Annotated in this window: 22 protein-coding genes, 1 tRNA gene and 4 pseudogenes; 17 read left to right on the forward strand and 10 right to left on the reverse strand. The window is 68.0% G+C overall.

Features of this window, described 5'->3' with window-relative positions; genetic code table 11:
* Nucleotides 1-43: 43 nt before the first annotated feature.
* Nucleotides 44-1,135: a DUF5937 family protein gene (locus F8274_RS01450; protein ID WP_225853535.1), complete on the reverse strand. Its 1,092-nt coding sequence runs from the start codon at nucleotides 1,133-1,135 to the stop codon at nucleotides 44-46.
* 118 nt (nucleotides 1,136-1,253) lie between these two features.
* Here F8274_RS01450 and F8274_RS31650 point away from each other — a divergent pair.
* Nucleotides 1,254-2,327: pseudogene (locus F8274_RS31650) on the forward strand (MFS transporter); the annotation flags it as partial.
* 160 nt (nucleotides 2,328-2,487) lie between these two features.
* Here the strand turns inward: F8274_RS31650 and F8274_RS01460 are convergent.
* Nucleotides 2,488-3,408, reverse strand: a complete 921-nt coding sequence (locus F8274_RS01460; protein WP_151460429.1) for a phosphotransferase — start codon at nucleotides 3,406-3,408, stop codon at nucleotides 2,488-2,490.
* 1,085 nt (nucleotides 3,409-4,493) lie between these two features.
* Here F8274_RS01460 and F8274_RS01465 point away from each other — a divergent pair.
* From F8274_RS01465 to F8274_RS01490, 7 genes and pseudogenes are all read left to right on the forward strand, one after another.
* Entirely contained in the window at nucleotides 4,494-4,805 is a 312-nt protein-coding gene (locus F8274_RS01465) for a transposase (protein WP_151460430.1), read from the forward strand.
* Complete coding sequence (locus F8274_RS01470; protein ID WP_151460431.1) at nucleotides 4,802-5,317, forward strand: IS3 family transposase; 516 nt, start codon at nucleotides 4,802-4,804, stop codon at nucleotides 5,315-5,317. Before F8274_RS01465 ends, F8274_RS01470 begins: the two co-directional genes overlap by 4 nt.
* Nucleotides 5,278-5,622: pseudogene (locus tag F8274_RS32505) on the forward strand (transposase); the annotation flags it as partial. The gene F8274_RS01470 and the pseudogene F8274_RS32505, both read left to right, overlap by 40 nt.
* A 250-nt stretch (nucleotides 5,623-5,872) precedes the next feature.
* Nucleotides 5,873-6,226: a hypothetical protein gene (locus tag F8274_RS31660; RefSeq protein ID WP_225853540.1), complete on the forward strand. Its 354-nt coding sequence runs from the start codon at nucleotides 5,873-5,875 to the stop codon at nucleotides 6,224-6,226.
* 25 nt (nucleotides 6,227-6,251) lie between these two features.
* Complete coding sequence (locus tag F8274_RS01480) at nucleotides 6,252-7,160, forward strand: hypothetical protein (RefSeq protein WP_151460432.1); 909 nt, start codon at nucleotides 6,252-6,254, stop codon at nucleotides 7,158-7,160.
* A gap of 1,195 nt (nucleotides 7,161-8,355) precedes the next feature.
* On the forward strand, nucleotides 8,356-8,598 hold the full coding sequence (locus F8274_RS01485) for a hypothetical protein (protein ID WP_151460433.1): 243 nt from the start codon (nucleotides 8,356-8,358) through the stop codon (nucleotides 8,596-8,598).
* A gap of 732 nt (nucleotides 8,599-9,330) precedes the next feature.
* Entirely contained in the window at nucleotides 9,331-10,017 is a 687-nt protein-coding gene (locus tag F8274_RS01490; protein ID WP_151460434.1) for an HAD family hydrolase, read from the forward strand.
* Nucleotides 10,018-10,261: 244 nt separating this feature from the next.
* On the opposite strand, the gene F8274_RS01495 is transcribed toward F8274_RS01490, so the two are convergent.
* Complete coding sequence (locus F8274_RS01495) at nucleotides 10,262-11,347, reverse strand: helix-turn-helix transcriptional regulator (RefSeq protein ID WP_225853536.1); 1,086 nt, start codon at nucleotides 11,345-11,347, stop codon at nucleotides 10,262-10,264.
* 443 nt (nucleotides 11,348-11,790) lie between these two features.
* Between F8274_RS01495 and amcA the strand changes: the two genes are divergently transcribed.
* The 4 genes from amcA (at nucleotide 11,791) to F8274_RS01515 (ending at nucleotide 14,038) form a co-directional block, all read left to right on the forward strand.
* Nucleotides 11,791-11,973, forward strand: coding sequence for a multiple cyclophane-containing RiPP AmcA (amcA, locus tag F8274_RS32425; protein ID WP_151460435.1), 183 nt, complete (start codon nucleotides 11,791-11,793; stop codon nucleotides 11,971-11,973).
* 277 nt (nucleotides 11,974-12,250) lie between these two features.
* A complete protein-coding gene (locus tag F8274_RS31665) occupies nucleotides 12,251-12,583 on the forward strand; it encodes a hypothetical protein (RefSeq protein ID WP_151460436.1) in 333 nt (110 codons plus the stop codon).
* Nucleotides 12,584-12,820: 237 nt separating this feature from the next.
* Nucleotides 12,821-13,240 (forward strand): hypothetical protein, encoded by a 420-nt coding sequence (locus F8274_RS01510; protein WP_225853537.1) that lies wholly within the window; start codon nucleotides 12,821-12,823, stop codon nucleotides 13,238-13,240.
* Between the two features lie 15 nt (nucleotides 13,241-13,255).
* Nucleotides 13,256-14,038, forward strand: coding sequence for a phosphotransferase family protein (locus F8274_RS01515; RefSeq protein WP_151460438.1), 783 nt, complete (start codon nucleotides 13,256-13,258; stop codon nucleotides 14,036-14,038).
* Nucleotides 14,039-14,430: 392 nt separating this feature from the next.
* Here the strand turns inward: F8274_RS01515 and F8274_RS31085 are convergent, their stop codons facing one another.
* Nucleotides 14,431-14,604, reverse strand: coding sequence for a hypothetical protein (locus tag F8274_RS31085; RefSeq protein ID WP_192579658.1), 174 nt, complete (start codon nucleotides 14,602-14,604; stop codon nucleotides 14,431-14,433).
* The gene (locus F8274_RS32510) at nucleotides 14,601-14,822 is read right to left on the reverse strand and encodes a flavin reductase (protein WP_151460439.1); all 222 of its coding nucleotides are present in this window, start codon (nucleotides 14,820-14,822) and stop codon (nucleotides 14,601-14,603) included. Before F8274_RS32510 ends, F8274_RS31085 begins: the two co-directional genes overlap by 4 nt.
* 485 nt (nucleotides 14,823-15,307) lie before the next feature.
* On the opposite strand from F8274_RS32510, the gene F8274_RS01530 reads away from it, so the two are divergent.
* The 3 genes and pseudogenes from F8274_RS01530 to F8274_RS01540 form a co-directional block, all read left to right on the forward strand.
* Entirely contained in the window at nucleotides 15,308-15,532 is a 225-nt protein-coding gene (locus F8274_RS01530; RefSeq protein WP_091269831.1) for a winged helix-turn-helix domain-containing protein, read from the forward strand.
* A gap of 432 nt (nucleotides 15,533-15,964) precedes the next feature.
* Nucleotides 15,965-17,173: a low temperature requirement protein A gene (locus tag F8274_RS01535; protein ID WP_192579659.1), complete on the forward strand. Its 1,209-nt coding sequence runs from the start codon at nucleotides 15,965-15,967 to the stop codon at nucleotides 17,171-17,173.
* Between the two features lie 57 nt (nucleotides 17,174-17,230).
* Nucleotides 17,231-17,731, forward strand: a pseudogene (locus F8274_RS01540) (tyrosine-type recombinase/integrase); the annotation flags it as partial.
* Between the two features lie 262 nt (nucleotides 17,732-17,993).
* Here the strand turns inward: F8274_RS01540 and F8274_RS32515 are convergent.
* The 4 genes and pseudogenes from F8274_RS32515 to F8274_RS01555 form a co-directional block, all read right to left on the reverse strand.
* Nucleotides 17,994-18,176: pseudogene (locus F8274_RS32515) on the reverse strand (IS5/IS1182 family transposase); the annotation flags it as partial.
* A gap of 102 nt (nucleotides 18,177-18,278) precedes the next feature.
* Nucleotides 18,279-18,857, reverse strand: a complete 579-nt coding sequence (locus F8274_RS01545) for a hypothetical protein (RefSeq protein ID WP_151460442.1) — start codon at nucleotides 18,855-18,857, stop codon at nucleotides 18,279-18,281.
* A 564-nt stretch (nucleotides 18,858-19,421) separates the two neighbouring features.
* Nucleotides 19,422-19,493: transfer RNA gene (locus tag F8274_RS01550), tRNA-Val, on the reverse strand.
* Between the two features lie 50 nt (nucleotides 19,494-19,543).
* On the reverse strand, nucleotides 19,544-20,056 hold the full coding sequence (locus F8274_RS01555; protein WP_370518185.1) for a TIGR02611 family protein: 513 nt from the start codon (nucleotides 20,054-20,056) through the stop codon (nucleotides 19,544-19,546).
* A gap of 294 nt (nucleotides 20,057-20,350) precedes the next feature.
* Here F8274_RS01555 and F8274_RS01560 point away from each other — a divergent pair, with 294 nt between their 5' ends.
* Nucleotides 20,351-20,782 carry an SsgA family sporulation/cell division regulator gene (locus tag F8274_RS01560; protein ID WP_007457244.1) on the forward strand — a complete coding sequence of 144 codons (432 nt, stop codon included), beginning with the start codon at nucleotides 20,351-20,353 and terminating at the stop codon, nucleotides 20,780-20,782.
* A gap of 71 nt (nucleotides 20,783-20,853) precedes the next feature.
* Here the strand turns inward: F8274_RS01560 and F8274_RS01565 are convergent, their stop codons facing one another.
* Entirely contained in the window at nucleotides 20,854-21,630 is a 777-nt protein-coding gene (locus tag F8274_RS01565) for an SDR family oxidoreductase (protein WP_151460444.1), read from the reverse strand.
* A gap of 151 nt (nucleotides 21,631-21,781) precedes the next feature.
* Here F8274_RS01565 and F8274_RS01570 point away from each other — a divergent pair.
* Nucleotides 21,782-22,696: AraC family transcriptional regulator (locus F8274_RS01570; protein ID WP_151460445.1), on the forward strand; the 915-nt coding region annotated here is incomplete at its 3' end.

Genomic DNA, 22,696 nt, shown 5'->3' on the forward strand with positions numbered 1-22,696 from the left:
GCCCTCGCTTCCGCAACCTCACCCACGCCAGGGCGCTCCTCGTTCAGCGCCCGAGGACGTCCACCAGTTGCTGCCCCAGGCCGGTGCAGGCATCCATGTCCAGGCGATACGTCACGTAACGGCCGCGTCGCGCCGAGATCAGCAGCCCGGCCGCCTTCAGCACCGCGAGGTGCCTGGACACCTCCGGCGCCGTCACCCGCCAGAAGTCGGCCAGTTCGCCGGTCGTGTGCGGGCCTCGGGCGAGCGTGCGGCAGAAACGTAGCCGCAGCGGGTGCGCAAGCGCGGCCAGCCGAGCATCCAGCTCGTCCACCCGCAACACCGGGCGCGGGTCCCAGCCCGGTGCCGGATAGTGCAGCACGGGCAGCCAGCCGGGCGCGTACACGACGGTCATGTGCGGTGCGCCGTAGGCGCTCGGGATGAGCGTCATCCCGCCGCCGCGACCGTCTGCGGTCTGGTCCTGCAGCTTGTCGATCGTCAGAATGCCGCGCTCGGTGTCGACCCCGATTGCGTGCGAGATCCGGCCGAGGGCGCCGATACCCTCGCGGGCCAGGTCGAAGCGTCGACGGTCGGCATCCTCGGTGAGCGCTGGGCGGACGCGTTTCCAGACCGTGCCGAAGAAGGCGGACTCGCAGGCGAGCAGAAAGCGTCGTACCCGCTCGCGCTCGGCGGCCGGATCGGCGAGCACCCGCTCGGCCCACGCCGCCTGCCGCGGCCCTCGGGCGCGGGCCGCGGCCAGCGCCCGCTGCCGCACGATCGGGTCACGCAGCGGCGACCACATTCGCGGCGCCGGTGAGACGGCCCGATGGGCGGCGAGCGCCGCAGCGACCCAGCGCTCGTCGTCCAGGCGGTCGACGTCGTCGAGTTCCTCGCGCAGGCTCGGCCGTGGATCGGACGGGAACAGAAAGTCGGCCCGGCCGGAGTGCCAGAGCAGACCCAATTCCTCGAGGTCTGGAGCCAGCTCCGCGGGAAGGGCAGCCGCCATCATCGCCACCGCCGCGGCGGTGTCCGGATGATGCTGCGGCTCCGCGAGCACGTGCAGCACCGCGCCGAGCTCCGCGAGCGGCGACGGCCTTATCCGGATCCGATCGACGGGTACGCCGGCGATGTCGACCGAGGTAACCACAGTACCGATCATGGCAGGGGTCCGCGGCCGGGCAGACCGATTGACGTCGTTCGTCAATCGGCAAGGCATGGATTGACGACGCTGGCCAACCGAGGTCCCTTCCCGGCCGTACGGCCGGACGATCGGAGCCGTGACGACCACCCGTACGACGCTTCGTGAGCTGGTCCGCATCCCGGGCGGCGGCCGCTACGCGCTCAGCGCCACAGTCGAGGCAGCGACCTCCGGGATGCTGCGCCCGTTCATCGTGATCTACGCCGTGCTGATCGGGCTCAGCGCGCCGCAGGCCGGTATGACGCTGACCGTCGGCATGCTGGCCGGCCTCGGCGCCGTCCCGCTGGCCGGACGGTGGATCGACCGCGGAGCGCGGCGGGCCCCCGCCGTCGCCGCCTTACTGGTGCGGGCGGTGGGGTCGCTGCTGCTTGCCCTGGTGCCCGGCATCGCCGGATCCGCGATCGGTGCGGTGCTCATCGGCGTCGGCACGCAGATCGCTCCACCCACCAATTCCGCGCTGGTCGCCGCACTCGCCGGCCCGGCCCGGCGTGCGGCGGCGCTGGCCGTCGGCCGCTCACTGCGCAACGCCGGCCTGGGCGCCGGCGCCCTGCTCGGCACGGTCCTGGTCGCGACCGGGCCGGAAGTGCTCCGCTGGCTCGCGCTGGCGACGGCGCTCGGGTGCGCCTTCGGCGCGGCGGTGATCGCCCGGGTGCCGCTGCCCCATCAAGATGTTCCAGCCCCCGCCCCGGCTGCGGCAACGAAGGAAGCGCGCGGTGCCGGCCTACGCACCGTCACCATCCTGGCCCTGGCCGGCATTCCGTACGCGTTCTACGCCGACATCCTCGAGATCGCCCTGCCACTGCTGCTGGTGCAGGGCCTGCACGCGTCCCTGGCGTGGCCCTCGGGCATCTTCATCGCCAACACCGTCATGGTGATTGCGCTGCAACTGGTCGTGGTCGTGCGCCTCGCGAAGTGGCCGCACCGCACCGTGCTCTTCTGGTCCGGCCTGTTGCTCGCCGCCTCCTACCTCGGCTTCTGGCTCGGCGGGGCGACCGGCGGCGGCCCCGGCACGATGCTCGTCGCGCTGATCATCGTGCCTTACACGCTGGCTGAGATTCTCTACACCGGCAGCAGCGTGCCGCTGGTGATCGAGTCAGCACCGCCACACCAGGTGGGGCGCGCGCTCGCCCGCTGGCAGCTCAGCTACGGCCTGGCCCGGGCCGTCGATCCCATCATCATCACCGGTCTGCTCACTCTGGGCGCGGCGGCGCTGTGGCTGCCGCTGGCCGCCGCGACCTTGCTGGGCGCAGCGACGGTGCGCCTGGGCACTCGACGCTTGGTCGCGGCTCACCCGCTGAATGTGCGTGCTGATGTTACGCATCAGCCCGGCGAAGGCGTTCGGCTGCCTGCGCCCGCAGGGCATCGCCGCCCACCGGGGTGCCACCGCACAGCGCCATCTCCCGGGCGTTGTACGCAGCCATCCACAAGCTGGCCGCCCAGGCAATCTCCAGCTCCCCGGCCGTGAACAAGCGTTCTCGAATGTCTTGATAAGCCACCAGGAACGCCTCGGAGCTTTCGATCGGCGCCAGCGTGGGCGGCCCGGCACTGGCAAACGACCCGCTCGCCGCTCCCACCAGTGCCGCCTCCGGCTGCCACGCCAGGCTGTCCCAGTCGTGCACCGCCCACACCTGCCAACCCCGCCACCGCAGGTTCTGCGCCTCGAAGTCGGCGTGGCCGAGCACGCACGGCAAGCCGGCCGCCAGCAGCCGCCCTCGCGCCCGCTCAGCCGTCTGGACAATGTGCTCGGACACGACACTCTGGTCCCGGCTGTCGAGAAAGTCGATCGCCGGCCACACCCCAGAGTCGGTGTGGTCCCAGCGCACCCAGGGCGGGTTCGGCAGCGGCGGCGCGACGCTCGCGCCGGCAAGCGCGGCCATCAGTCGGGCGAACACCTCCGCGCAGCGCATGGCCACGTCCGGCGAGTCCCCCTGCAACACCTCGCCGCCGGGCCGGAATTCCTCCGCGTGCACGGCCAGCGCACCGACACCGACCACCGGCGTGAGCGGCCGGGCACACGGAAACCCGCGCTCGGCCAGCCGAGCCTGCGCCGCGACACACGACCCGGCCCGACCGTCGTCGGCGCGCGCCTTGACCACGACGTCCCTGCCACCGACCAACCGCAGCCCGAACACCATCGAGACCTGTCGCGACTGGAACAGCACGCCGGCGGGCTCGCCGCCCAGATGGTCAAGACACCAAGCGGGCAACCAGTCCGGCACCTCATCCAACGGCACACCCAGGACTGTGCCATGGACACCTACGTGGCACCGGCCGGCTTCGCCTCGGCGACTACGCCGAACGTTGGCGGGCCGCTCGCAACGATGAGAAGACGACCGCTGCTCGGCACGCCTCCGTGAGGCGCAATCACGTAGTCCCTCGATGGGGCTCGCAGCCATTGTCCAGCATTGAGCACTCGGCGGTGCGGCGTGGGTGACCAGTCTTGGCAAGCTGAAGGCCCCTCGATTGAGGGGCCTTCAGCTTGCCTTATACATGGTGGGCGATACTGGGATCGAACCAGTGACCTCTTCGGTGTGAAGCGGGACGCCGCACCGACTCTGACCTGCGGAAACGAAGGACCGCAGGTGGCCAAGGGTGCAGTAGAGCGCAGTTCGGTGCCGTTGGGCACCGTTCAACGCCGTTCAGCGCAACCGGTTGCTCCCAATTCGCTCCCCGGATCTTCCGAGACCGGCCAGCTCATCCACCGGCACCGGCTCGGATCGAGCAGATAGACATCCCTGCGCGGATCGCGCTGGCGGTTGCGGGCCGTGTGCATGTGAGCTTGGCGCTGCCGGGCAGAGGTGTCCCGAGTTCCCAGCCCGCTCACTCCGGGGCTGACGTCTACCGCGGCACCACGCCAACCGCGCCCGCTGGCCCGCGTACTGCCGGGAACCGGCTACACCGGCACTTCCGACGCGCAGTGGGAAGGCGTGTCGGCACCGCTACCTCAACGAGGAATCCGCTTAAAATCGCCACAAAACGGGTAATCACGTCGCGAGCAGATTAGCCCAGCAAAAGATCCAATCTCCTTCGACACGCTCCATAAGCACGAATCGCTAGCGCATGCAACGTGCCGATTTGATTGTTCGGCCTCGATGCACCGGCTGGATTTGGGGTACGCTACTCGCTCGGTGGATCCATCCACGCCTCTCGCCTTGTTGGCGAGAGGCGTTGCGTTGTTCATCAGGGGGAGGAAACGCTTGTCTGCTCACACCATGCGCCGCCGGCTCGCCACTGCGGCGGCTACCGTACTCGGCGTGAGGTTCCCCCGGTAGCTCGGAGGCTTTCGATCATGCTCTGATGGAGCTGAAGGGAGTCATCCGTGGCAGCACCGAAGAAGTACCCCGATGAGCTGCGTGAACGTGCGGTGCGTCTGTATCGGGAGTCGGACCCGAAGCCCGTGATCCGCCAGCTGGCCCGCCAGCTTGGGGTGCACCACGAAGCGTTGCGGAACTGGATCCGCCAAGACGAGGCCGACCGCGGTCAGCGCGACGGCCGGCCGACCAGCTCTGAGGTGGAGGAGCTGCGCCGGTTGCGGCGGGAGAACGCCGAGTTGAAGCGGGCGAATGAGATCCTGAAGGCCGCGTCGGCTTTTTTCGCCTCGGAACTCGACCCGACCCGGCGACGGTCGTGACGCTCGTTGGCGAGCTGCGCGATCGCTTCGGGGTCGAGCCCGTCCTCCGGGTTATCGGCGTGGCCGTCTCCACCTACTACGGCTGGCTCGCCCAGGCGGCGAACCCGTCACCGCGCCGACGCGAAGACGCGGACCTGGCCGTGGAGATCGCGGAGATCCATGACGTGTCCGGCGGCACCTACGGCAGTCCGCGGGTGCACGCCATGCTGCGCCGCCAAGGCCGCCACGTTGGCCGCAAACGGGTGCAGCGGTTGATGCGCGACCAAGGTCTGCAGGGCGCGTTCCTGCGCAAGAAGTGGCGCATCCCCTCGACCCGGTCGAACCCGAAGGCGACACCGGTGCCGGACCTGGTCAACCGGCAGTTCACCGCTGCGGCGCCGAATCGGTTGTGGGTCGCCGACGCCACCCGCATCCCCTGCGGTGAGGGCGTGTTCTGGCTGGCCGCGGTGCGGGATGTCTTTCCAACCGCATCGTGGGCTGGCGCTGCTCCGACCGCTGTGACACCGACCTGATCCTCGGCGCCCTCGAATACGGCATCTGGTCGCGTGACGTCCGTGACGGCCAACTGATCCACCACTCAGATCGCGGGTCGAACTACACGTCGTTCCGCTTCGCGCAACGCCTGGCCGACAACGGCATCCTGCCCTCCATGGGCTCCGTCGGCGACAGCTACGACAACGCTCTGATGGAGAACTTCTGGTCGACGTTGAAGATCGAACTGATCTACCGAAACTCGTGGCGGACCCGGGACGAGGCGGAGAACGCGATTTTTAGCTACATCGACGGCTGGTACAACACCCGCCGCATCCAAAAAGACCTCGGCTGGCGATCCCAGACGAGTACGAAACCGCCTGGCACACCCACCAGGCCCGACAGGACCAGACAGCTATCGTTCAGCCTGAGCCCACCGGCGCCAGGTAACCAACCCTCCGGCAATCCGGGGGAACCTCAGCGCGGCAGCCTGTCTGGTCGCCAGTCCTGCCCAGGCCGCATCCGGATATCTGTACGTCGGCCCATCGCCCTCCTACGGGTTCTACAACCAGAACGACACCTCCGACCTGCTGCGCGTGCTGGCCAATCCGACCGGCGCCGTGCCCAGCGGCAAGTGCCTGGACATGTGGTACGACTGGAGCCGCGAAAGCGGCCACTACGATGCGCGCATGGCCCGGTCCTGCCGACCGGCCTACCAACGCGACAGCGGTAACACGTACGAAGCCGACAACGTGTACGGCTTCAACAAGCTGTTCAGCTGCTACGGCAGCAACAATGCGACCACCAGCGGCACCTGCGAGGTGGCCGTCGGCTCGCCGGCCGCGGTCATTGCCAGCATCCCGAACAACTGCACCCGCTCCTGGTGGCTGACCTCCACCGGCTCCTACCAGTACAACTCGGGCGGCTCGGCCACCTCCTGCACGTCCTGACACCTTGAAGGGAGCCCATCGTCCGATGATCAACCGTCGTCGTTACATCGCCGCTGCGGCCGCCGTCACCCTCGTTGCGATGGCCGGCTGTGCCCAGCCCGGCATGCCGGCCGCCGCCCCCGTCGGCGTCGACGCCCCGACCGTGCTGTCCGCTGTGATCAACCAGGTGTACGGCACGCCGCAACAACGCCAGGCCGGCGAGGAACGGATGTGGCTCACCAGCCAGTCCGCGATCGCCGCCTGCGCCCGAACCAAGGGCGTCATGTACGGCGTCACCCCATACCAGCCGATGCTGCCTCCCGCCGAGCCCGCCCCCGGAGACCTGCTCGGATTTGCGCCTCAACGGGCCGATTTCGGGGTGGCCACCCGTATCGAGATGCTGGCCAAGCGAGGCGAGGTTCCGAACCCTGGTCTGCCCGCCGCCGCGGATGACCAAGCCCGCTGGTTCACCGCCGTGGAGTCCTGTCAGGACGCTGCCACCGCCGGTGAGAAGCTTAGAGTCCCCGACGGCCAGCCAGAATTGGAAGCCAAGCTGGTAGACCTGCTCGGCCGTGTCCAGCAGCAGGTTGCACCGGACTTGACCAGCCAATACGCCAGCTGCATGAAGGCGGCCGGAATTGACGCTGGCGACCTGTCCGAGGCATACCTGAAGGTCGAACAGAAATTCCCGCCCGTATCGTTCGAGCGCCCGTCAGACCCGACCACCCTTCCGGAATGGGCCGACGCCGCCGCATTCGAGAAGAAGGTAGCCGCCGCAGACTGGGCATGCCGTGAATCACGGATCGACGAAATCGTGAATGCCGCCGCAGCCGACCTGCAGACATTCAACAGCACCAACACCACCCGGCTCGCCCATGTCGCCAACGGTTGGAAGGCGATGCCGAGCCTGGCACAAACACTGCGCGCCACCGTCAAAACAAACACCGCGAAATAGTCTTCTGGCCGGGCTTGGTGGTCGAACGCACCCACCAAGCCCGGCCCACGAACTTCCAGTTGGCTCTACAGCCCGTACTGCCGTCACCTACAGTCCGATTCCGTGAACACCAGGACCGGCGGGAGGGGCTGATCGCGTTTCGGCGTACGGTCGGCACGACGACGAGTGGACCGTGCTGACGCGCGCGGGCAAGCAGTTCACACACCGAGATGAGCCCGCATCCGCCGCCCCGGCTAGACGCGCCTCGTGTACATCGGCCAGGGGATAATCCGAGCCCAACTTGCCGCTGATGGCCGCCAAGAGCCAACTTGAAAGGCCACCGGCGGCGCCGCCCGTTTAGCCAACCCCTCGATAGCTCCTGGGCGGGCTTGCTGTGCTGCTCTCCGATCCAACGGCTCAAGCTCGAGTGCAGCCTGATCGCTTGTCACGCCCTCACAACAGGATTCGCGCCCGAGGCCCAATTTCTAGACTGATGGAGGGGTCGCCACCAGCCCATGGTGGATGCGCCGTGACCACTTCACCGCCGAAGAGGTCACCACCCAGGAAGCCCTGGTCAGATGACTGCCGGTGGGATTCGAGTCTCAACTGCCGGAATCCCTACTAACTCCGCCATGGCGGATCTAGAGCCGCACGTCGATGCAGGATCCTCCCGGCGACTGGCGTCGGTGAGCCTAGGACGACAAGCCGACAGCAGGCAGGCGGGGAGCAGCCAACGCTGACCACTTCGGTGTTCTCCGGGAGGTCACGCTGGACCGCTCGACCGCATCACCGCAGGTCAAAGCCCTCTGCTCGTTCCGGGTCCGGCGAGCACTTCGGGCACGGTGACCACTTCGCCAAGCTGCACCCAATCTGCTCCCACTTGCAAGGCCAGGCCATCCAGCAGCCCCTTACCACCTTGACCTGCCCATACTCCCTTGTCAGGGAAGATAGAGAGCGGTCGACTGCTGCGCAAAACCGCAGAGCACTCCGTGTGAAGCAGGACGCCGCACCCACTCTGACCTGCGAAAACGAGAACCTGCAGGTCGCGGTGGGTGCAGTTGGATGCCGTTCCGAGCCGTTAAACGCTGTTCGACGCCGTTCAGTTCACCCATCTGCTCCCATCCCGCTCCCCGAATCTCGGCACGACAGCGCCGGCGGCTGACCGACGGATACGGTCGGCGTTTACGGGCACGACGCCAAGATCATTCCGGTCATCGTGCATCAGACCCACGTGGTCGAAGGGACAGGCACTCCGCCCCAAAACACCCGCGTCATCACCGCCGGCAAACTCAAAGCCCTCAAGGCGGCAATCAGGCAATTCACGCGAGCGATCGCAAGCGACGGCCAGTACCGCAACCCGGCTGATGTCGAACGCCACCTGGGCTACCACAAGTTGATCGCCAGCACCCTGATCGACACCTACACGCAGACTGCCTACCAGGAGCCGCCAAGATCCTAGGCTGCGCTGCTAGCGCCCAGTTCGAACACTGCCCTCGTAGCCGCTCCGGTCAACGGGTGGAACCGCAGTCGGACCGCCCCTTTCGCCGCAGGCCCCGCGGGCACGGTGTGTGCTCTCCAGCGGATGCCAACCCCGGGTCAACCATGCCAGCGCGGGTCACCGCGGCCGACCGCCGGTCGCAAACCGGGTTCGTGGGCGCCGGGTGTGGTCCTGGGCCGGGAGAACAGGGGTGCGGGTGACGTGGGCGAACGTGGGTCACTCCCTGCCACCCAGGTGAACGCCCAGGTCGCTAGACTGAGCGCTCGCGCCCTCGTAGCTCAGGGGATAGAGCAACGGTTTCCTAAACAGTTGCGATGACGGAGCGTCTCCGGATCAACCCGTACCGCGCCCAGCCTGGCCCAAGGTGGCAGACAAGCTTGCACACGACAAGCCAGCGGCCCGGAGTGACCCTCGATCCGCCGTGGGTTGCGGGGACAGCACTCAGCGCATGGTCGTCACCGACAGAGATCTGTGGATTGCAATCCGGTCGCTTGAGCTACGGTCAGGAGTTGGCAGGGCCAAGGACCTTGAGGCCGCTGCGGCGACGGTGGTGGTGGTGGTGGTGGCCATCGCAGCGAGCGAAGAGGACTTCGCGGATTTCGACGTACCGCGGGAGCACCTCCGCCGGGTCGGCCCATCGGTTCTGTCGCCACCGTCTTCGTAGGCGATGGGCGACCGTAGGGGGCAACGATCCTGTGGGAGCGGGGCACGGCACACTCAGACCGTGTCGCGAGCGTGTTCTTCGATGTGGGCGAGACGATCGTCGACGAGTCTCGGGAGTATGGGACCTGGGCGGACTGGCTCGGCGTACCCCGGCACACCTTCTCGGCCGTTTTCGGTGCGGTGATCGCGCGCGGTTTGGACTACCGGGAGACGTTCCAGGTTTTCCGGCCAGGCTTCGATCTGACCGAAGAGCGGGAGCGCCGCGCAGCGGCTGGTCAGCCGGAGCACTTCTCCGAGGAGAACCTGTACCCCGATGCTCGGCCGTGTCTGGCCGCACTGCGAAAGTTGGGCGCGCACGTCGGCCTGGCTGGTAACCAGACCGCACGGGCCGAGACGATTCTGCGCGCCTTGGATTTGCCGGTGGACGTGATCGGCACGTCGGACGGTTGGGGTGTGGAGAAACCGTCGCGCGCGTTCTTCGACCGTGTTGTCGCCGAGGCGGGCTGCCCAGCCGGCCAGGTGCTGTATGTCGGTGACCGGCTGGACAACGACATCCGGCCTGCGCAGGACGCCGGGATTGCGACCGCGCTGGTTCGGCGCGGCCCCTGGGGATACATCCTCGACGACCAGGCCGTCAGCGAGCGCTGCGTGTTCCGGCTCGACTCGTTGGCGGAGCTGCCCGAGCTGGTGCGCAAGCACAACGAGTCGGCGGCCTAGCTGTCGGGTAGGGCGGCGCGGCGGGCGGCGAGGGCGGCGATGCGTTCGTCGAGCTGTCTGCCCTGTCGGCTGTCGCCGAGTATGGGCCGGACGGCCCTGACTCGGTCCAGGCCGGTGCCGTACCAGTCGTTGTGTAGGGCGTCCATCGCCTGGTTGAGGTAGTCGGCGGCGTGGTCTCCGTCGCCGCTGTGTGCGGAGGCGAGGTCGGCGAGGATGACGCTACGCTGCTTGGCCGCGTTGGCGCCTAGGCCGGCGAGGGCCTCGGTGAGCTGTCTGATGGCCTCGGGGTGGTCGTCGGCCGCGAGGGCCGCGTAGCCGGCGAAGGAGTGCAGTCGGCCGGCGTTGTAGAAGTCGAGCCATTCCGGCGGGGTGGGGTTGGCCTCGATCGCGGTTGCGGCGAGGTCGATCTGGTGGCGGCTGGCTCCTCCGGCGCCGGCGCGGGCTTCGACTTCCGAGGCGACGCAGTGCAGCCAAGAGCGGATGGCCGGGCTGACGCCGTGCCAGGTGTTTGGAGCGCCGCGTCGATCAGTGGCCGGGCGGCGGAGGGGTCGTGGCTGAAGGCGGGGATGAAGGACATGTGGCCGAGGACGGCGGCGGCCAGGGCGTGGTCGCCGGCTTCCCGGGTGGCGGCGAGGGCGACGTCGTAGCAGCGCTGGGCGATGGCGGGTTGGTTGAGGTCGAAGAACGCCAGTCGGGCGGTGAGGAGCGCGGATTCGGCGAGGGCGGCGGCGAGGGTGACGCGGCTGGTGCCGCTCGCTGCTCGGACGAGTCCGGTGCCGAGCTGGGTGTGGGCGTAGGCGGCCTCGTAGAGCGGCCGGGCCGGGCTGGTCCAGTACAGGGCTCGCTGGCAGCGAACGATGTCGGTGTACGCGCCCGGGTCAATGGTTTTCGTGTCGGCGTGCGCTGCCTGTGGGTCAAGTGACAGCAGCGGCGCGACGAGGGGCAGCATGCTGGCGCCGAACAGTGCTCGCAGGACGGCTGCCCGGTCCCAGCCGGCTTCGTTCTCGTCTCCGGTGAGCATGTCCCGCAACCTCCTGAACTCGTGCAGTCTGTCCGCCTGCGGGCACATGGCCAGCTCATCGGGGGTGAGGAGGCCGAGCTGGCTGGCTGGCTTGTCGAAGATGGCGACCAGGTGCTTGCGGTAACGGGGGTCCGGCCACCGTTCACCGGTCTCCCAGCGCCGCACCGTGTTCGCGTTGAGGCCGGTGTCGGTCTCTCCGGCATGGCTCATACCCACGCGGATGCGCTCGGCGACCTCCTCGTACGACCAGCCCCGTTGAAGCCTCTCCCACGCTAGCCGCCGGTTGGGGGGATAGCGGCGTCCGGCCATCTGGGCACCTCCGCGTGGCGTTGTCGACGACGGTCACGCTATCCACCTCCGCTACGGCCCGTCATCACCTGGTTGCGAGCGGACGGCTAGTGGACGGTACCGCCTGGCTCCTGTGGACGGTTCGCTGTTGACGAGCATCGAAGACCGCTGCCGAGTGGCGGGCCTGCTCACCGACCCAATGTCATCGACGCCAGGGGATTAACGGTGGACAGATTAATTGAGCCTGGCAAGTCTGCCAGGGAGTTGACCCGTCCGGCTGTGGCGGCGGCCGGATGCCCGTACGTGAGGGTGACTCCTCGTCCGCGTACCGCCATCGGGGCTGCGCGGGCGGGTGACCGGCGGGGTGCTCTCAGCCGCCGCCTCGCGATGGTGGACCCGCCGGGATTCCGGCGGGTCCACCAGGTCCTGCAGTCAATGGGCCGGGTTCGTCGAACGGTGGCGGCATGACTCTGTACGTCTCGCGGCACGCCTTTGGCAACACGACAGGCATCCCGTACCCCTCGATTCCCGTTTCGGTGCGGGCGGCTACCGGCCGGGCGACGGTCTCGCTGGCGGACCCGCCCTTACTCACGTATGTGTGGCAGTGGGTGTTCGCGCAGCGGACCGGAATGGGCGGGCAGCGATGATGGCCCGGGTGGTGGTGGTGACCGGCGCTGCCAGATTCATCGGCTTACATTTGGTCGACGCGCTCCGCGGCCGTGGTGTGGAGGTGGTCGACCTCGACGCTCCATGCCCACCAACCCCGCGCCGCCGGTTGGCCGCTGGTGAGACCGCCGAAGGTGCGCGCCGTCAGCGCCGCCCCTTGGGGGAAGGGGCTCACTGCGCTGCTTCCGATCGCGCAGCCGGGCCGGGTGGGCAACTTCATTCTGGGCAGAAGTGGCGCGCGAATGGAGGCCGCTGGTGATGACGTCCAAGCTGCCCATCCCCAGCGCCGGACCTAAGCCGAATCGGCCGAGCTACAGGACGGAGACAGCACCCCCGCATACCCCGCTGCGGCCGATGTGGGCGTGCCGCTCGTGTGGCCGGCCATGGCCCTGCGCTGAGGCGCGTCTCCTACTGAAGGTTGAGTACGAGTCCGCTCTCCCCGCCCTCTCGATCTACCTCAGCGGTTTGATGTACGAAGCGATGCGCGACCTCTTCCATCTAAACCCGCACGACGGGCCGAGCCCGCGCGAGATGTTCGAACGCTTCGTGGCCTGGGGGCCGTTCCGAAGGTCAATCCTGGAGGGCCGGTGACCATGCGCTGTCGCCTGCCGAGGGCGAGGGCGCCTCCGCACCGACCTTGCCGCGAGTCTCCCGCGCACCGTGATCGCTTACGCAAGACATACACGGACGCAACTCCGCTTCGAAGGTGACGCGAAGCCGCACCTTCCTCGCTGACCCGCACAGAATCAAGGAGGAATCTTGAGTATCACCGCAGACAGGCCGGTCACGACGACCGCCGCAGACCCTCGCACCCTAGTCTCGGCCGAGGTGTTCGACAAGATCGCCCGCTACGTCGCTGCCAGGCAGGAGGTGACCCAGACCTACGCCGAGCGTGCGGTCGGGCAGTTCCTCGTCTTCCTGAAGGCGTACGCCGACCGGTTGAACAAGCCGGACTTCGGGATGCTCCTGCCGACCGGCGAGTCCTACCGGGTCGTGCCTACCCGGCCGGTCGACGCCGTATGGCACGCTGCCCTCCAGATCAGCGAGCCCTACACCGCCGCCTGCAAGGAGATCGGGGGCCACTACGTACACCACCGGCCGATCCTGACCGAGGCCATGCAGGACGGCACCGCCATCAGCTACACACTCGCGGCGCTGCACGACACCGGCTACCGGGTCGACATGGAATTCTGGGGTGGTGAGGCCGAGTCCTGCTGCCCGCCGAACCCGCCTCAGCCCGGCAAGTAGCAGAGAAGAGAACCGATGCGTAGCGATTGGACCGCTCTGCCTGAGAGTGTCACGGCAGGGATCGCCGAACGGATCGGCGGAGCCTTCGCCGTAACCCCGGCTCCCAGTGGCAACCACGCGGAGATCGCCTCGACGGTCACCGGGCCCGCCGGACCGGTCTTCGTCAAGGCGGCCTTGGGAGAGTTGAACGTTCGGTCACTGCGCTACGAGCTGGCGGCAACCCGGGCCATCGACCGGCACCCGCCCGCAGTTCTGTGGCACTTCGAGTCCGATGGCTGGCTGGTGGTGGGGACCGAGCATCTTGCCGGTCCCCACCCCGACCTGTCACCCGGCAGTGAGGATCTCGATCTGCTCGCAGTCACGCTGAAGGCACTTCAGGAGACTCCCGCGCCGGGCGAGCCATGGTTCACCGCGACTGCCCGGCTCGGGTTCGCGCACCCGGCGATGCACGGCGAGACACTCATCCACTCCGACCTCAACCCGGCCAACCTGATCGTGACCACACACGGCCTACGGATCGTCGATTGGGCGTGGGCAACCAAGGCCGCGCCATGGGTCGAACTCGCGTTGCTCGTCCAGTGGCTGATCGGCAGCGGCCACAGCGCCGAACAGGCAGAAGAATGGCTAGCGCAGTTTCCCGCATGGACGGCGACTGACCGCGAGGTCTTGGATGACTTCGCGTCAAGGAACGCATCGAAGTGGTCGGCGAAGTCCCGGCAGAGCACCGAGGGCTGGGTGCACGACCTCGCGATGTGGACCGGCGAGTGGGCGGCCTACCGGACCGACGGCCGTCGGTGAGCCAGAGCGGGCCGCCCTTTCGTCAGGCGGCTGCCGGTCCCGGTACGTCCGGCTTCACGATCAGCCGGCGGGCGCGGCCAGGGAGGTAACCAGTACCGCCGCCGGGCGGCCGACGGCGGTGGGACACCAAAGCCGAACCGCCTGCTCCCAATCTGCTCCCAATTTAAGGGGCAACAGCGCGGAAGCCCGTTACCGGCCGAACCGGTGACGGGCTTCCTACCTGGGAATATTTATGGTGGGCGATACTGGGATCGAACCAGTGACCTCTTCGGTGTGAACTCTCGGCGAGCGGGTCGGATCGGGCTCGATACGAGGTCAGACGGCCTGCTGGCGCGCTTCTCGGCTCGGTTCGGCTGGCACGGTTGCTGTACTTCGCTGCTGTACTGCTGACATCACACCAGGCGTTGAATGCGGACCTTAGGGCGCTCGTTCCTGAGGTGGCCTTGCTTGTGTTGGCGGACCTGCTCGTCCCAGACCTCCTGGTCGTAGTGCGGGTTCGGCGGGATCCACTTGTGGGAGCCATCGCTGTAGTGGAACTTCTCGTCGCCGGGCCGCAGGATGCTCATTGCCGGGTCCAGCCAAGGAATCGGCGGTGCAGGTGGCCGGCGGGAACATGGGCCAAGTCGTGGGTCGCGTCGATGAGTTGGGCGGCCAGGTAGAGGGCCAGCGAGACGGGCGCGCGGTCGTACTCGGCTCGGAGCTCCCGCCGCCGGGTCTGGCAGGGCCACTCCCCCGCACAGCCGCCGCACGTCCAGGCCGGCCTGATCGGGAGGTGTGTCGTCACCGCCGGCCGTCCGGGCTGGGCCAGTGGCCGCGGTTGATCGGGATTGGGTGACGGCTTCGACAGGGAAGGTCATCTCCGCAGCGGCAAATACGCCGCCACTGCTGCCATGACCAGACGGGCCGATGCCGCCTGGCGAAAGTCAGCGCCGCCGCCAAGACGTACTCGTCGTAGGAGACGCGCCGCCGGCTGTTGTCCAGCCGCTGGTGGTAGCCGTGATCTCGCGCGGTATCTGGGCTCGGAACGGTTGCATCGTTCGGTCTGGTCATCACGCCTCCCCGGCGATGCTTGGGGCTCCGTGGGCACCCAGTCAGCCGTGTCCGGAGACGGGGCACCCACGGCAGGACAACCCGGCCGCCAAGCTGGGTAGCCCCACGAGCAACTTAGGACGCAATGTGCGCAGGGTCAACAGCTACGACACATAGCGTTGTAAGTCGCGCCCGCGATGTGGTCTGCTTGCACCAGCCGCCAAGCTGGGAGCACCACCGATGTCTGAAGCTGCATACCTACAGGTCGCCCGGGATATCCGCGAGCAGGTCAGCTCCGGTCAGTTGAAGCCGGGCGACAAGCTGCCCTCGTTCGCCGCCCTCTGCGAGCACTACAAGGTCAGCAACACCGTCATCCGCGCCGCCATGCTGCTACTCAAGGCTGAAGGGCTGATCGACGGCCGGCAGGGCAAGGGCGTCTACGTCGCCAACCCGCTTCCTCGATAAGCCGGGGACGTCTCCGAGTGTCGACCCCTCGCTTGTAAGTTCTGGGCGCGTCGTCCGGCGGGATCCGTCCGCGTCTGCGACCTCGGGCTACTGTCCGCGCCCGACCGCCGACGGCTGGCCTCGTTTCGGATCGTTGCTGTCACCGTAGCTGTCGACAGCTGTTGCCGGACCCCACACTGTCAGGAGCGGGCGATGCCCGGTCAGCGTGGGGTGGCGCTGCTCGCCGGGTCCGCCAACGTACGGCCCGGTCCGTCGGGATGCACCGCCTTGGCTACTCGCGTGGCTGCTCGTGCCTTGCGTCAGCCGGTGGGCAGCCTCGTCGGCCGATGTTGGCCGCGGCCTTCGGCTCGTGGACCTGGTCCTCGCTGTCGACCCCGCAGCGGACACGCGTTCGGCAACACGCCTAGGCGGCCCGGAAGTAGCGTCACTCCCATGGCCATGGAGAGCGGGGCGGGTGAGCAGCCGGGGACGTACAGGCAGTCTCAGCGCGCCGGCTTTGTGGAACTGCTGTTCGACGTGGTTTTCGTGTTTGCGTTCACTCGGCTGTCCGACCGGATGGTCTCGGACCTCAATTGGCGAAGCGCCTACGCGACGTTCGTGCTGACGCTGGCGCTGTGGTGGGTCTGGTACCGGCTGGTGTGGGCCACCAACAGGTACGACTCGACACGGCCAGCGATCCAGGTATTGGTCATCGGCACCACGCTCGGCAGTCTGCTGATGGCCATCGCCGTGCCCGCGGCCTACGGCGACCGTGGACTGCTCTTCGCGGGGGTCTACGTCGCGATCCAGATAGTCCGCCCGCTCTGGATCATTCTGATCGGCACCAACAAAGAGGTTCGCCTGGTCAGCGTCCGGGCCTTCTTCTGGGCCCTCATCTCAGCGGTCCCATGGATCGCTGGCGCCTTCACATCGAGCGGAGCCCGCGTGGCCTTGTGGAGCCTTGCCGTCAGCCTGGACTACATCGCGGGCGTCCTCGACTACCCCACGCCGCGACTCGGCCGGGCCGGCTTTCGAGCCCATCCGATCCAAGAACACCATCTCACCGAGCGCTACCGGCAGCTCCTCATCATCGCGTTGGGCGAGACGATCCTGATCTCCGGAATCCAGATCAGCCCATACGGTCTTGAGCGGGACCGAGCCGCGGCGCTGCTGGTGTCATTCGCCATCACCGTTCTGCTGTGGCAGATCTACTTCTACCGGGCCGGTGAGCTGCTTGCCGTCGCCATCGCCTCGGCACAGTCGCCGGCATACGTCGGCAGACTGGCGTCGTACGCGCACCTCATCATGGTCACCGGCGTCGGCCTCAGCGCCGTCGGCGACGAACTGATCATCTCGCACCCGCTCGGCCACACCGAGCGCCCCTGGATCTTGGTCATCTTCGGCGGTCCTGCGGTATTCCTGCTTGGGCGGGCCCTGCTCGACTACGTGACCTTCAGCCACGTCTCCTGGTCCCGACCGATCGGACTGCTAACGCTGGCCATCTTGGCACTGGTGACGCTCCCGCTCCCCCCGGTCCTGGTCGCCGTCGCGGCCGCCGCCGTACTCACCGGAGTCGCCACCTCCAACGTGATCTCATGGCGGCTGTTCCCCCGCGCACCCAAACCAGCCGCACCCGGCCAAATAGCTTCCTATCGACCGTGAACTGACGCAGTGCGAGAACGAAGGCCACCTCCGAGGCTGGTCGACGTGTAGTTGAAGCTCGGCCTCACCTGGGAGGACGTTGACCTCGACGCTGGAGAGCTGACCATCGGCCGCCAACTGCAACGCGTACGCGGCCAGCTCCTGCACCGCGACACCAAGACCCAGGCGTCCGACGCCACTCTTCCCCTGCCCGACATCTGCCTAACCGCGCTCAAGCTCAGGCAGCAACAACGCGACGAGGCTGAGGCGACCGCCGGCAAGGCGTGGCACGAAACCGGCCTCGTCTTCACCACCCGCTATGGCACACCCATCGAGCCGCGCAACTTCCAGCGGTCCTGGCAAACGAGATGCGAGAAGGCCAAGGTCAAGCCGATCACCGTCCACGACGCAAGAAGAACCTGCGCCACGCTCCTGGCAGACCTGGACGTCCATCCGCGAGTCGCCATGCAGGTGCTGAGGCACGCCCGCTTCTCCGTAACGATGGAGATCTACACCCAGGTCTCGTCCAAGGCGACGCGGGAAGCCCTCAAGCGCCTCGGCGACTCGCTCGGCCGCTGAACGAACTGCTGTACTTCACTGCTGTACGGGCAGCAAAAAGGCCATCCCCAATGAATGGGAATGGCCTTTGACCTGCGTGGGCGATACTGGGATCGAACCAGTGACCTCTTCGGTGTGAAGCAGGGCGCCGTTCCGACGCTGACCTGCGGAAACGAGAACGCGCAGGCCGCGGTGGGTGCAGTTGGATGCCACTCAGGGCCGTTGCACGATGTTCAACGCCGTTCAGTGCATCCGTCTGCCCCCAAACCGCTCCCCTAATCTCGGCCGCCGGACCGCCGGCGGCTGATCGGCCTGCACGGTTTCCCGGGCCGCCGGGCCGGCGCCCGGGCAGCTTGCCCAGTAGTATCTTGTGCAGTCGGTGCGACACTCCGGCGTTGTTCCAGTCCCTCAGCCTGCGCCAGCGGGTCATCCCTGATAAGAAGCCCAGCTCCTGCGGTAGGAACTCTCACGGGATCGCATGCAATCGGCGATCGACGCCCGGACGGGGCTATTGATTGTCGAGTCCCTCGCATTCTCCGTCGACGGTCTTGCACATGTCGGTGTCGGATTAGGGCCTGCCTTCGCTGGCACCCCTCAACACGCCGGCCCCTTCGAGCATTTCGTCCAACATCTCTCGATCCAACCTCGAACCCTCCTCCAGCCTGGCGCACATCGATGCACAATAATCCGCAGCTGATTGGACGCGATCGTCGGCGAATACCTGCTCCAGCCCGTCATCATCAGGGAAAGCGATGTCACCAAAAAGATCCAGCGAGACCTTCTGGATCACCGGGAACATCGCGTGCTCGATCCAGGCACCTACCTTCTTCTCTGGCTCGATCGCGATCGCGAGCGGACTACTCAGGCAGATGATGACCGAGTGAAGAAGCTGAGGCGCATCCGGCCTGGTAGGAACAGAGGCCTGCTCCCAAACTCCCTGGAGGTTATCCCCGAGAAGCCCATCAAGGATGAAGCTAAGAGCTAGGTCGCTCGCCTCGTCGAACCAGCCACCCCATCCGGCGCCGTCAGAATCGCTCAGCCCAGCCCGAAGGGCAGTCCCAGCCAGCCAGAACACCGCAGCCCTCCGCCGGGGCGGGAGAGCATCTAAACGCCCTGCCATGGCATCAATGAAGTCGTCGTAGTCCATGCTGATCCTTAGGGAGCCGTGGCCGTTGGGATACCAAATCTAGACAACAACGGAGCGCAACGCCCGGGACAAGGAACCTGGGCCGACGTCCCGATGTTGCTCGTCCAGTGGTTGATCTGCAGCGGCCACAGCGCCGAACAGGGAGAAGAGTGGCTCACGAAGTCACCCGTATGGACAGCTGCTGACCGCGTGCTCTTGGACGACTTCGCATCAAAGAACGCGTCAAAGTGGTCAGACAAGGCTCGGCAGAGCACTGAGAGCTGGGTGCACGAGCTCGCTGAGTGGACTGGCGTGTGGGCGGCCACCGGACCGACGGCCATCGCCGCTGAGCTAAGCCCGGGGCCTCTCGTCACGCGGGTGCCCGTAGCGCTACGTCCGACTCCCTGATCAGTCGGCGGGGGCGGTGTGGCCTGCCACCCAGTAGTAGTCGTCGGCCCGCCTGCCGGGTCGGCCACCAGAGCCGAGCGCCCTGCTCCCAATCTGCTCCCAATTTAAGGAGCAAGACGGCAGAAGCCCGTTACCGGTAGTTCCGGTGACGGGCTTCTAACCTGCAAATATCTACGGTGGGCGATACTGGGATCGAACCAGTGACCTCTTCGGTGTGAACGAAGCGCTCTCCCGCTGAGCTAATCGCCCTCAGCGCCGATGACTCTACCTGATCGAGACCGCGGACCAAAAACCGGGTGTCAGTGGGTCGCGAGGTAGTGCAGCGCCCGTGCCACGAGGTCGATTCCCAGGCTGTACTTGAGCGACAGCCACACCACGACCGACACGAACACCAGCCCGGCGACGCCCAGGGCGCAGCGCACGGGCAGTGACCGGCTGGTCGCCCACCGCGTCCAGGCGTTGACGTGCCGGCGGGTGAAGGCGAGCAGCCGTCGCGCCCAGTGGAACTCGACGGCCCAGACGCCGAGGCCGGCGATCACCAGCAGCCAGCCGGGTCCGGGCAGCGGGATGAGGGCGAGGCCGATGGTGACGACGACGGCGCCGAGCAGGCCGATGAAGATCTTGAGGGCCACCCGGCCGGTGGGGTTGGCCCGGATGAGTTCGAGGGTGGTGTGCAGGCGGCCCCGCCATCCCCCGCGGCGACGCTCGGCGAGAGCGGTCCCGGAACGCCCTTCGACAGGCACCTCGTACCCCCGACTTTTGGCTGCTCGGGCCGCACCTTTCGGTGGGCCGGCCGTGGTCCTCGTTTCCACCGAGGAACCCCTCGTGACCATTTCCACCCCCAGTGTCGCCCGGGACCGTCACCCCTGCTGAGGACTGGACGTTACCGGAGTAAGTCGACGACTGAAGCACCCGTTGCCGGGCGGGATGACGGATCGGGCGGAAGCGGAAATCCTACAAGAATTTTCATGTTCTCGGAGGCTTTCCGACCCCCTTCCCACCACTGGGTGAAGTCAGCGTATGGCGGAGCGTAGCCAGGAGCAGCACCTGAGTATGGGAAAAGCGGGACACGCGCGTTCCGCAGCGGTGCCGGGGGGAGAACGTCCATGAGTGTCATTCGACCGACGACCGTAGAGGTCGAGACGTCGCTAAGGCTCGTCGCGCCTGACGCCACCGCCTTGCCGGTGCGTGCCAGTCTGCGTTACGACCCTGCTGACCCGTATGCGGTCCATGTCCTGTTCCACGCCGAGTCCGCCGGCGGCGAGGCGGTGAGCTGGTCGTTCGCGCGCGAACTGCTGGTCACCGGTCTCGACGAGCCGGCCGGCATCGGCGATGTCCGGGTCTGGCCGTGGGCCACCCCGCGCGGCGACTTCGTCGCGCTCGCGCTGTCGTCGCCGGACGGCAACGCCCTCTTCGAGGTCCCGCGCAGCGTGCTCGTGCGCTTCCTGCGCCGGACCTACGTCGTCGTCCCGCGCGGCCGCGAGGCCGAGCACCTGGACGTCGACACCGCGGTGAACCGGCTGCTCGCCGGCCGCTGACACGGCAACCCGGGGCCGCGCGGATCTGCCGAGTCCGCGCGGCCCCGGGCCGTCGAAATCACGGGTGTTCCTCAGCCGTGCGTGGTGATCCCACCGTCGACCGGGATGACCGCGCCGGTCAGGTACGCGCCGGCCCGCGACGACAGGTAGATGGCGGTGCCCGCCATGTCGTCGGGGCGGCCGATCCGGCCCAGCGGGACCTGCTGCTCGATGGCCGACCGGGAGGCCGGGTCGTCCAGCGCGAAGGCCATCATCTTGCTCTCGAACGGCCCCGGCGCGATCGCGTTGACGGTGATCTGCTCGCCGGCGAGCTGGTGGGCGAGGCTGCGGGTGAGCATGTGGACGGCCGCCTTGGTCGCCGAGTAGGCGTACACCTCCATCCAGGGCACCCGGATGCCGTCGATCGAGCCGATGTTGATCACGCGGGCCGGGTCGTCGGGGGTCGCCGCCGCGCGCAGCGCGGGCAGCAGCGCGGTGGTGAGCCGGAAGACGGCCTTGACGTTGACCGCCCACAGCTTGTCGAACGCGGCCTCCGGGTACGCCTCCAGCGGCGCGCCCCAGGTGGCGCCGGCGTTGTTGACCAGCACGTCGAGCCGGTCGGTGCGGTCCCGCACGGCCTGCGCCAGCCCGAGTGCGCCGTCGTCGTGGCCGAGGTCGGCGGGGATGGCCTCGCAGTGCCCCTCGGCGGCGAGTTCCTTGGCCACGGTCTCGCACACGTCGGCCTTGCGCGAGGAGATGATGACCCGGGCGCCGGCCCGCACGAAGCCCCGGGCGATCATCAGGCCGATCCCCCGTGAGCCGCCGGTGACCAGCACCGTCTTGCCTTCGACCGAGAACAGATCCGTCATGCCCATCCCATCGCCGGTATGCGGGGCCACGGGTCGGTCGGGCGACCCGGGCGCTACCGATCGGTAACCTAACCGTCCCCGGTCAGTGCCGACAAGGCCGGCGGAAACCGTCGAGATGCAACGTGCGCGCCGGGCGGTTACCGTCGGGACGATGGTCACTACCGGTCAGCCCTCCCCGGCCACCCTCCCCGACCTGTCGGTGCCTCCTGTCGAGGCCGACGAGATCGTCACCGGTGCGCTCGCCGACCTGGCGCCCGCGCCCGGCTGGTCCCGGCCGGTCCTGCTCGACATCGACCTGCTGATCCTGGTCACGCACGGTCACGGCACCGCCGAGCTGGACTTCCGCGCGCTGCCCTGCCGGCCGGGCACGCTGCTGCGCGCCCGCCCCGGTCAGGTGCTGCGCTGCCTCGGCCCGCAGCTCGACGCGACGGTGGTGCGGTGGGGTCCGGAGACGCTGCGCGGCCTGGAGGTCGACCCGGACGCGGTGCCGGCGTACCGGCAGCTCGCCGGCGAGGACGAGGACGCGGTGATCAGTGAGGTGACCCAGCTGGCCGTGGACGCCGACCGGCACGCCGGTGTGCCCGCCGCGGCGGCGCTGCTGCGCCACCAGCTCGCCGTGCTGCTGCTGCGACTGAGCCTGCTGCCCGGCGCCGGGCAGGACCGGCCGGCGCCGCGGGCCGAGACGGAGACCTTCCGGCGGCTGTGCCGGAAGGTGGAGCGCGGCTACCGGCACACCCGCCGCGTGGAGGACTACGCCGCCCAGCTCGGCTGCTCGGTGCGTACCCTGACCCGGGCCTGCCTGGCGGTGACCGGCCGCAGCGCCAAGCAGGTGATCGACGAGCGGGTGGCGTTGCAGGCCAGCCGGCTGCTCGCCGCCACCGACGAGCCGATCGCCCGGATCGGCCGGCGGCTCGGCTTTCCCGAGCCGACCAACTTCGGTCGCTTCTTCACCCGCGAGGTGGGGGTCAGCCCGGGCGCCTTCCGGGCCGCCCGGGAGCAACCTCTGCCCGTCCGCATGGTGCGCCCTCGCCCGCCCGCCGACTCCCCCGCCCCGGCCGGCCGGGCA

The organism is Micromonospora sp. AMSO31t, assembly GCF_008868175.1.
GTDB lineage: Bacteria > Actinomycetota > Actinomycetes > Mycobacteriales > Micromonosporaceae > Micromonospora.

Coding starts and splice junctions, on each gene's coding strand:
- F8274_RS01495 (WP_225853536.1), bottom strand. CDS start 11,347: ATGGCCGGACGCCGCTATCCCCCCAACCGGCGGCTAGCGTGGGAGAGG.
- F8274_RS01565 (WP_151460444.1), bottom strand. CDS start 21,630: ATGACGGATCTGTTCTCGGTCGAAGGCAAGACGGTGCTGGTCACCGGC.
- F8274_RS01480 (WP_151460432.1), top strand. CDS start 6,252: ATGATCAACCGTCGTCGTTACATCGCCGCTGCGGCCGCCGTCACCCTC.
- F8274_RS01535 (WP_192579659.1), top strand. CDS start 15,965: ATGGCCATGGAGAGCGGGGCGGGTGAGCAGCCGGGGACGTACAGGCAG.
- F8274_RS31665 (WP_151460436.1), top strand. CDS start 12,251: ATGACGTCCAAGCTGCCCATCCCCAGCGCCGGACCTAAGCCGAATCGG.
- F8274_RS01450 (WP_225853535.1), bottom strand. CDS start 1,135: ATGATCGGTACTGTGGTTACCTCGGTCGACATCGCCGGCGTACCCGTC.
- F8274_RS01530 (WP_091269831.1), top strand. CDS start 15,308: ATGTCTGAAGCTGCATACCTACAGGTCGCCCGGGATATCCGCGAGCAG.
- F8274_RS01515 (WP_151460438.1), top strand. CDS start 13,256: ATGCGTAGCGATTGGACCGCTCTGCCTGAGAGTGTCACGGCAGGGATC.
- F8274_RS01560 (WP_007457244.1), top strand. CDS start 20,351: ATGAGTGTCATTCGACCGACGACCGTAGAGGTCGAGACGTCGCTAAGG.
- F8274_RS01545 (WP_151460442.1), bottom strand. CDS start 18,857: ATGGACTACGACGACTTCATTGATGCCATGGCAGGGCGTTTAGATGCT.
- F8274_RS31085 (WP_192579658.1), bottom strand. CDS start 14,604: ATGAGCATCCTGCGGCCCGGCGACGAGAAGTTCCACTACAGCGATGGC.
- amcA (WP_151460435.1), top strand. CDS start 11,791: ATGACTCTGTACGTCTCGCGGCACGCCTTTGGCAACACGACAGGCATC.